This window comes from Streptomyces sp. NPDC003036, from assembly GCF_040611175.1.
GTDB lineage: Bacteria > Actinomycetota > Actinomycetes > Streptomycetales > Streptomycetaceae > Streptomyces.
Window position 1 is genome coordinate 22,045 of record NZ_JBEXNO010000064.1, and the last position, 8,254, is coordinate 30,298.

The window sequence follows — 8,254 nt, forward strand, 5'->3', positions numbered from 1 at the left end:
ATCACGCAACACCGCTGGGTCACAGTGATGCCATGACTGATGTGACCGCTGTGAAGAGCGCCCGCCGCCGGCACCGCCACCACCACTGGCGGCGGGACCTCGTCGAACTGGCCGCCCTGTTCACCGCCGTGGCCGTCGCGGACGCGGTGGCGAACACCATCGCGCACGGCCCCGACGGTCCGTACCTGCTCGCCGTCTCGGCCGTCGTCCTGATCGCCACGGCGGCGTTCCACACCTGGTGGGCACGGCGGCACAGCCATGCGCCGCCGGCCGACGGCGACGGTGGCGGTGATACCGGCGGCGCGGCGCCCGCCACGCCCGCCGCGGCCGCTGCCGCCGGACCGGCCGGGACGGCGACGGCGACGGCGACGGCGGCCGGGACCGCGCTGTGGCGGATGCGCACCACCGTGCGCGACGAGCCGGGCAGCCTCGCCGCCCTGTGCACCGCGCTCGCCCGGCTCCGCGTCGACATCCTCACCCTCCAGACGCACCCGCTCGCCGAGGGCACGGTGGACGAGTTCCTGCTCCGCGCCCCCGCCTCGCTCCCAGCGGCCGAACTGACCCGGCAGGCTTCCGCGGCGGGCGGCACGTCCACCTGGATCGAGCGCGCCGACGCGCACGACCTGGTCGACACCCCGACGCGGGTGCTCGGCCTGGCCACGCGTACCGCTCTCGACGCCGCCGAACTGCCCCTCGCGCTGCGCGGACTGCTCGGCCGGTGCACCATCCACTCCGTGCCGGCCGTCTCGCTGTCCGGCCGTCCCACCGGGGCGACCGCGCCGGTGGAGGGAGCGCTGGAGGACGGCGAGACGGTGATCCGGCTGCGCGACCCCCACGGCGGGGTGATCACGGTCGAGCGCCCGTATCTGCCGTTCACACCCACCGAGTTCGCCCGCGCCCGCGCGCTCGTCGAGCTCGACGCCCGCCTCGGCCCGCGCATCCCCCGCGGTCAGGACGTGCTCACGCTCCCGGAGGGCAACGAGATCACCGTCCGGCGCGCCGACCAGAGCGACCTGCGGGCCGCCCGGGCCATGCACGACCGGTGCTCGGACCGCACGCTCGGACTGCGCTACCACGGGCCGGTCGGCGACGCCGACCGCTATCTCGACCACCTCCTCAGCCCCCGCTTCGGCCGCACCCTCGCCGTCGAGACGGCGTCCGGCCGTCTCGTCGCCCTCGGCCACCTGCTGTGGGACGGCGACGAGACGGAGGTCGCCCTGCTCGTCGAGGACGACTGGCAGCGCCGCGGCATCGGCTCCGAACTGCTGCGCCGCCTGGTGGAGCTCGCCGTCGAAGCCGGCTGCGCGAGCGTGTACGCCGTGACGCAGGCGTCCAACACCGGCATGGTCGCCGCCATGCGCGGGCTGAACCTGCCCCTCGACTACCAGATCGAGGAGGGCACCATGGTGATCACCGCGCGGCTGAGCGCCGTGGAGTCCCCGGACGCTCCGAGCGGCGCTCCCGTCCACCGCTCCGGCGAGGGGCACCGACAGGCGCGGCGCTGAGCGCCTCCGTCAGGTCCCGCCACAGGTCCTCGACGTCCTCCAGACCGACCGACATCCGCAGCAGCCGGTCGCTCACCCCGGCCGCGCGCCGGTCCGTCTCGTCGACCACGCGGTGGCTGATGGACGCCGGGTGCTGAATGAGCGTGTCCACGCTGCCGAGGCTCACCGCGGGCGTGATCAGCCGCACCCCGGCGATCACGTCGCGCGGGTCGCCGTACACCTCGAAGGAGACCATGGCGCCGCCGATCTCGGGGTAGTGCGCCCGCGCGATCCGCGGATCGACCGACAGCCGGCGCGCCAGCTCGGCGGCGGACACCGACGCGGCCCGCATCCGCACCGGCAGCGTGGACAGCCCCCGCAGCAGCAGGTAGGCGGCCAGCGGATGCAGGACGCCGCCGGTGGCGAAACGGACCCGCCGCAGCTGCCCGGCGAACTCCTCGTCGCACGCCACCACACCCGCGAGCACATCGCCGTGCCCGCCCAGGTACTTGGTGGCGCTGTGCAGCACGATCCGCGCTCCGTGCTCGGCGGGCCGCTGGAGGACGGGGGTGGCGAAGGTGGAGTCGACGAGCAGCGGCACCTCTCCGCAGGCGTGCGCGACGGCACGGATGTCGACCTCGGCGAGCGTGGGGTTGGCGGGCGTCTCGACCATCACCAGACCGGTGTCGGGCCGGATCGCGTCGCCGATGCCCGCGGGATCCGTCCAGGTCACCTCCGTCCCCAGCAGCCCGGCCGTGAGCAGGTGGTCGCTGCACCCGTACAGGGGCCGCACGGCGACCACATGGCGCAGACCCGCGCTCGCCCGGGCCAGCAGGACGGCGGTGAGGGCCGCCATGCCGCTGGCGAACGCCACGGCGCTCTGCGTGCCCTCCAACCGCGCAAGCGCGGTCTCGAACCGCGCGGTGGTGGGGTTGTCGAGCCGGGCGTAGACCGGCGGGCCCTCCGGGAGGGCGCCGGTGGCGGCGAACTCGTCGATCCGCGCGGCCTCCGCCCCCGCGTCGTACGAGGGGTACGTGGTGGACAGGTCGATCGGGACGGCGTGCAGGCCCAGGGCGGCGAGGTCTTCGCGCCCGGCGTGCACGGCTTGGGTGGCCGGCGCCCACGGGGTCTGGTGGGGCACGATCGCGGTGGTGCGGTCCATGGCATCCATGGACCGCACTGTGAACACATCCCGGCCCTATGGCGGAAAAGGCCGTGCTACGTTCGCCGCATGGCCGATTCTGTCGTACTGGACACGGTCGATCTGCACATACTTCGCCTTTTGCAGAACGACGCCCGGACCACGTACCGCGAGCTCGCCGCCGAGGTGGGAGTCGCTCCCTCCACCTGCCTGGACCGGGTGGCGCGGCTGCGCCGCACCGGCGTCATCCTGGGCCACCGGCTCCGACTCGATCCGGCCAAACTCGGGCGCGGCCTGGAAGCGCTTCTGCTGGTCCAGGTGCGCCCGCACCGGCGGGAGTTGATCGGACCCTTCGTCGAGCGGATCCGCGCCCTGCCGGAGTCCCGGGCGCTGTTCCATCTGACGGGACCGGACGACTACCTGGTGCACGTGGCCGTTTCGGGCCCCGCTGACCTGCAACGACTCGTACTGGACGAGTTCACGTCGCGGCGCGAGGTGGCGCGCGTGGAGACGCGGCTGATCTTCCAGCAGTGGGAGTGCGGGCCGCTGCTGCCGGCCACGGCGGGCGCGGCGAGCGCTCATTTGTCAGCCGACTAGGTACGGATGAGGGTGACGCCGAGGCCGCCGGCATACCAGGATGGCTTCATGCCAGAGACCTCCAGCAGCGCTCTCCCCCGCCAGGTGGCCGACGCGTATGTCGACGCCCTGGTCGCACTCGATCCGATCACCGGTACGTACCTGGGCGTCAGGGAAAGCTCCGGGCTCCTCCCGGACTTCTCGCCCGCCGGACAGGAGGAGCGCGCCGCGCTGGCCCGCGACACCCTCGCCCGGCTCGACGAGGCCGAACGCCGGCCCGGCGCGGACAGCGACGCGGAGCGGCGCTGCGCCCGCCTGCTGCGCGAGCGGCTCACCGCGGAGCTCGCCGTGCACGAGGCCGGGGAGGGGCTGTGCGCGGTGAGCAACCTGCGCTCGCCCGCGCACAGCGTGCGCATCGCCTTCACGGTGATGCCGACCGAGACGGACGAGGACTGGGCGGCGGTCGCCGAGCGGCTGCGCGCCGTGCCCGCCGCGCTGGACGGCTACCGCGAGTCGCTCCACGCGGGCCTGGAGCGGGGCCTGAAGGGCGGCCCGCGAGCCACGGCCACCGTCGTCGAGCAGCTCACCGAGTGGACGGGCCACGACGGGGCCCGGACCGGCTGGTTCGAGGAGTTCGTCACCGCCGGGCCGTCCGCGCTGCGCGGGGAGCTGGACGCGGCGGCGCGCGCCGCCACCCGGGCGATGGCCGGGCTGCGCGACTGGATGCGGGACGTGTACGCCCCCGCGGTGAAGGACGCGCCCGACACCGTGGGCCGCGAGCGCTACGCCCGCTGGTCGCGCTACTTCACCGGCGCCGACTTCGACCTGGACGAGGCGTACGCGTACGGCTGGGCCGAGTACCACCGGCTCCTCGCCGAGATGCGGGCCGAGGCGGAGAAGATCCTGCCGGGTGCCGGCCCGTGGGAGGCGCTCGCCCACCTCGACAAGCACGGCGCCCACGTGGGTGTCGAGGACGTACGCCTCTGGCTGCAGAAGCTGATGGACGAGGCGATCGAGGCGCTGGACGGCACCCACTTCGAACTCGCCGAGCGGGTACGGAGGGTGGAGTCGCGGATCGCGCCGCCCGGCAGCGCGGCCGCGGCGTACTACACGGGCCCGTCCGAGGACTTCTCGCGCCCCGGCCGCACCTGGCTGCCGGTCGACGGCGAGACCCGTTTCCCGGTGTACGACCTGGTGTCGACCTGGTACCACGAGGGCGTCCCGGGCCACCACCTCCAGATCGCGCAGTGGGCGCACGTGGCCGACCAGCTCTCGCGCTACCAGGCGACGGTCGGCACGGTCAGCGCCAATTTGGAGGGCTGGGCGCTGTACGCGGAGCGGCTCATGGACGAGCTCGGCTTCCTGCCGGACCCCGAGCGGCGGCTCGGCTACCTGGACGGGCAGATGATGCGGGCGTGCCGCGTGATCGTGGACATCGGCATGCACCTGGAGCTGGAGATCCCGGCGGATTCGCCGTTCCACCCGGGTGAGCGGTGGACGCCGGAGCTGGCGCAGGAGTTCTTCCAGCTCCACAGCAGCAGGTCACCGGCGTTCGTGGAGAGCGAGTTCACCCGCTACCTGTCGATGCCCGCGCAGGCCATCGGCTACAAGCTGGGCGAGCGGGCGTGGCTGCGGGGCCGGGAGAACGCCCGCAGGGCGCACGGTGACGCCTTCGACGCGAAGAAGTGGCACATGGCGGCGCTGTCGCAGGGGCCGCTGGGCCTGGACGACCTGGTGGACGAGCTGTCCCGGCTGTGAGCGCGGCCGGTCCCGGCCCCTCCCCCGTGGGGGCCGGGCCGTCCGGCTCGCCGGGGGGCCCGGGCGGTCAGCAGCCGCAGTCGTCGGCGTCGGCCGGGGCGGTCAGCGGGTCGGCGTCGCGCCGCACGGGGCCCTCCCACGTCTGGTACGCGAAGCCCTCGCGCACCCAGTACTCGAAGCCGCCGAGCATCTCCTTGACCTGGTAGCCGAGTTGGGCGAGGGCGAGTGCCGCGCGCGTGGCGCCGTTGCAGCCCGGGCCCCAGCAGTACGTGACCACCGGCACGGACTTGTCCAGCAGCTGCTCGGCCTGCTCGGCGATGAGCGCCGTCGGCAGGTGGACCGCGCCGGGGACGTGGCCCTGGTCCCAGGACTCGGTGGAGCGGGAGTCCAGGACGACGAAGCCGGGGTCGCCGCCGGCGGCGAGCGCGGAGGCGACGTCCGACACGTCGGCGTGGAAGGCGAGGCTCGCCGAGAAGTACGCGGCCGCGGCGGCGGGCGAGGCCGGGGGTACGCGCAGGACGGCGTTGGCGGCGGCGGACGCGGGGGCGCTGGAGGTCTGTGTCGTCGTCATGGCGGAAAATCTACGGCCCGTGATCATCTCGATGAAGTGACAATCCCCGGAGCTTGTCTTGTTCAGCCGGTGATTCCCCTGTTATTCGTCGTCCATGACGGGATATTCACCGGACGCCACCGACTGGCGCATTCTGACGGCCCTGCAGCACCAGGGGCGGGCCACCTTCGCCGAGCTGGCGCGCACCGTCTCCATGTCCGCCAGCGCGGTCACCGAGCGGGTGCGCCGACTGGAGGAGGCGGGGGTGATCAGCGGCTACACGGCGGTGGTCGACCGGGAGAGGCTCGGGCTCCCGATCCTGGCCTTCGTCCGGCTGCGCTACCCCCACGGCAACTACAAGCCGTTCCACGACCTGCTGGACACGACGCCGGAGGTCCTGGAGGCCCACCACGTCACGGGCGACGACTGCTTCGTACTGAAGGTGGCCGCCCGGTCCATGACGCACCTGGAGGAGATCTCGGGGAAGGTCGCCGCGCTGGGGTCGGTGACGACCAGCGTCGTCTACTCGTCGCCGCTGCCCCGCCGCCCGATCGGCCGCTGAGACCGTCAGCCGCCGAGGCCACTGCCTCCGGTACGGAGCCTCACCCGGGAGCCCGCCCTCTCCTTGACGACCTCCAGCTGGACCGGGATGCGGCGGCGCAGATCGCCGACGTGGCTGACGATGCCGACGCTGCGGTCCCGCTCCCGCAGGGAGTCGAGGACGTCCAGCACCTCGTCGAGGGTCTGGTCGTCGAGGCTGCCGAAGCCCTCGTCGATGAAGAGCGTGTCGAGGCGTACGCCACCGGCCTCGTCCGTGACGACATCGGCGAGGCCCAGCGCCAGGGCGAGCGAGGCGAAGAACGTCTCGCCGCCGGAGAGGGTGGCCGTGTCGCGCTCGCGGCCCGTCCAGGCGTCGACGACGTGCAGCCCGAGGCCGGACCGCTTGGCGCCGGCGCGGGCGTCGGAGTGGACCAGGGTGTAGCGGCCGGCGGACATGCGCTGCAGGCGCGCGGTCGCGGCGGCCGCGACCTGTTCGAGCCGGGCCGCGAGCACATAGGACTCCAGCCGCATCTTGCGCTCGTTCTCCGCGGAGGTACCGGCGGTGAGCCCGGCGAGCCTCGCGACGCGGTCGTACTCCTCGCGCAGCGGTCCCAGCCTGCGGACCTCGGCGTCCGCGGCGCGGGACAGCCGGGCCAGTTGGGCGCACCGGTCGCGGTGGGCGTCGAGCGCGGAGGCGGCGTCGCGCAGGGCGCGGTCGGCGGCGGCCAGCGCGGCCTGCGCCGCGCCGGGGTCGGCGGGCGGGCGCTCGGCGGCGGCCCGCGTCTCCGGCTCGGCGAGCCGGTCGGCGACCGCGGCGGCCGCGGCCTGCCACTCGTCCAGCCGGTGCTGGAGGTCCCGCTGCCGTACGTCGTCGAGCAGCGCGGCGGCCGCGGCGTCCGGGGTGTCGAAACCGGCGCGGAACGCCGCGTCGGCGAGCCGGTCGTCGGCCTCCTTGAGGCGCCGGGCGGTGTCCTCGGCGGCCCGCACGGCGTCGGCGGCCTCGGTGAGGCGGGCGATCCGGCGCTCCAGCCGGGTGGCGTACTCGTCGACGCCGCCCTGGACATGGGCGAGTGCGGCGTCGACGACCGACTGCTCGCGGTCGAGGGCCTCGCGCTGCGAGGTGCGCGCGGCGGCGCGGCGCTCGGCCTGCCGTCGCGCGTCGAGCCGCCGCTGGTACTCGGCCTCGGCGCGGTGCAGCTCCTCGCGGGCCGCGTGCAGGCCTCCAGCGACCCGTCGGGCCTCGTCGTACGCGCGATCCAGTTGCTGCACGACCGCGGCGAGCTCGGCGGCGGTGGGCTCGGCGTCGCCCTCGGTGGCCGCGAGGGCTTCGGCGCGGGCTTCGGCGCGGGCGGCCGTCAACGCTTCGCGCACCACCGCCAGTTCGCGCTCCGCGGCGGAGCGGTTCTCGTCCGCGTGCGTGTATGTGGCGTAGGCGCGGTCCTCCGCCGCGCGGTCGACGTGGTCGGCGTCGGCGCGGGCGGGGGCCGGGTGGTCGGGCGAGCCGCAGACGGCGCAGGGGTCGCCGTCGACGAGCCCCGCGGCCAGTTCGGCGGCGATGCCCCGCAGGCGGCGCTCGCGCAGGTCGAGCCACGTCTCGTGGGCGGTGTTGGCCTGCTCGCGGGCGGTCGTGAGACGGGACGCGGCGGCCTCGGCCTCGCGTATCAGCGCGTCGCGGCGGTGCGCGGCGGCGAGGCGGCGGAGTGCCGGGTCGAGGCGGCCCGCGAGGTGTTCGGCGCGGGTGGCGGCTTCCTGGGCGGCCTCGACGCCGTCCTGGAGGGTGCGGCGCAGGGTGTCCCAGCCGCCCAGCCAGGCGTCCGCGTCGTGGAGCGTGTCCTCGTCTGCGCGGGCCTGGCGCTCCAGCTCCTCGCGCTCGCGGGCGATCTCGGCGCCGCGCCGCTCGGCCCGGCGGGCGTGCTCCAGCCCGCCGAGCTCCTGGCGCAGCTGCCCCGCCAGTGCCGCGAGGTGCTCGGCGCCCGCGTCGGCGAGGTCAGGTGGCAGTCCGGCGGCGGAGAGTCCGGCCGACGCCCGCTCGTGGGCGGCGCGCGCCGCGCGGTGCGCCCGCTCGGCGTCGTCGCGCAGGCTCAGCGGCCCGGCCACCCGCTCGGCCTTGCGGACCCATATTCTCCCCGGCCGCTGGAAGCGTCTTCGCGTGCAGCTGTTGTTCTCATTCCACCTGCTCGGCTGCCCCTGGTCGCATGCACATGC

At 74.8% G+C, this 8,254-nt stretch carries 6 protein-coding genes and 1 pseudogene; 4 read left to right on the forward strand and 3 right to left on the reverse strand.

Annotation, left to right across the window (positions count from 1 at the left end):
- The first annotated feature begins 32 nt into the window (after positions 1 to 32).
- A complete protein-coding gene (locus ABZX67_RS31525) occupies positions 33 to 1,505 on the forward strand; it encodes a GNAT family N-acetyltransferase (RefSeq protein WP_355367590.1) in 1,473 nt (490 codons plus the stop codon).
- Here the strand turns inward: ABZX67_RS31525 and ABZX67_RS31530 are convergent.
- A complete protein-coding gene (locus ABZX67_RS31530; protein WP_355367593.1) occupies positions 1,411 to 2,655 on the reverse strand; it encodes a PLP-dependent transferase in 1,245 nt (414 codons plus the stop codon). The genes ABZX67_RS31525 and ABZX67_RS31530 overlap by 95 nt on opposite strands.
- 60 nt (positions 2,656 to 2,715) lie before the next feature.
- Between ABZX67_RS31530 and ABZX67_RS31535 the strand changes: the two genes are divergently transcribed.
- Both ABZX67_RS31535 and ABZX67_RS31540 read left to right on the forward strand, forming a co-directional pair.
- Positions 2,716 to 3,222 (forward strand): Lrp/AsnC family transcriptional regulator, encoded by a 507-nt coding sequence (locus ABZX67_RS31535; RefSeq protein ID WP_355367596.1) that lies wholly within the window; start codon positions 2,716 to 2,718, stop codon positions 3,220 to 3,222.
- Between the two features lie 48 nt (positions 3,223 to 3,270).
- Positions 3,271 to 4,959, forward strand: coding sequence for a DUF885 domain-containing protein (locus ABZX67_RS31540; RefSeq protein WP_355367599.1), 1,689 nt, complete (start codon positions 3,271 to 3,273; stop codon positions 4,957 to 4,959).
- Between the two features lie 67 nt (positions 4,960 to 5,026).
- Here ABZX67_RS31540 and ABZX67_RS31545 read toward each other — a convergent pair whose 3' ends face one another.
- Positions 5,027 to 5,530 carry a rhodanese-like domain-containing protein gene (locus ABZX67_RS31545; RefSeq protein ID WP_355367602.1) on the reverse strand — a complete coding sequence of 168 codons (504 nt, stop codon included), beginning with the start codon at positions 5,528 to 5,530 and terminating at the stop codon, positions 5,027 to 5,029.
- Between the two features lie 94 nt (positions 5,531 to 5,624).
- Here ABZX67_RS31545 and ABZX67_RS31550 point away from each other — a divergent pair, with 94 nt between their 5' ends.
- Positions 5,625 to 6,071, forward strand: a complete 447-nt coding sequence (locus ABZX67_RS31550; protein ID WP_355367605.1) for an Lrp/AsnC family transcriptional regulator — start codon at positions 5,625 to 5,627, stop codon at positions 6,069 to 6,071.
- Positions 6,072 to 6,076: 5 nt separating this feature from the next.
- Here the strand turns inward: ABZX67_RS31550 and ABZX67_RS31555 are convergent.
- Positions 6,077 to 8,161, reverse strand: a pseudogene (locus ABZX67_RS31555) (SbcC/MukB-like Walker B domain-containing protein); the annotation flags it as partial.
- Positions 8,162 to 8,254 lie beyond the last annotated feature (93 nt).

What these genes read in the sequence shown, in the direction of transcription:
- ABZX67_RS31525 (WP_355367590.1), top strand. Translation starts at nt 33, where the DNA reads ATGACTGATGTGACCGCTGTGAAGAGCGCCCGCCGCCGGCACCGCCAC.
- ABZX67_RS31530 (WP_355367593.1), bottom strand. Translation starts at nt 2,655, where the DNA reads ATGGATGCCATGGACCGCACCACCGCGATCGTGCCCCACCAGACCCCG.
- ABZX67_RS31535 (WP_355367596.1), top strand. Translation starts at nt 2,716, where the DNA reads ATGGCCGATTCTGTCGTACTGGACACGGTCGATCTGCACATACTTCGC.
- ABZX67_RS31540 (WP_355367599.1), top strand. Translation starts at nt 3,271, where the DNA reads ATGCCAGAGACCTCCAGCAGCGCTCTCCCCCGCCAGGTGGCCGACGCG.
- ABZX67_RS31545 (WP_355367602.1), bottom strand. Translation starts at nt 5,530, where the DNA reads ATGACGACGACACAGACCTCCAGCGCCCCCGCGTCCGCCGCCGCCAAC.
- ABZX67_RS31550 (WP_355367605.1), top strand. Translation starts at nt 5,625, where the DNA reads ATGACGGGATATTCACCGGACGCCACCGACTGGCGCATTCTGACGGCC.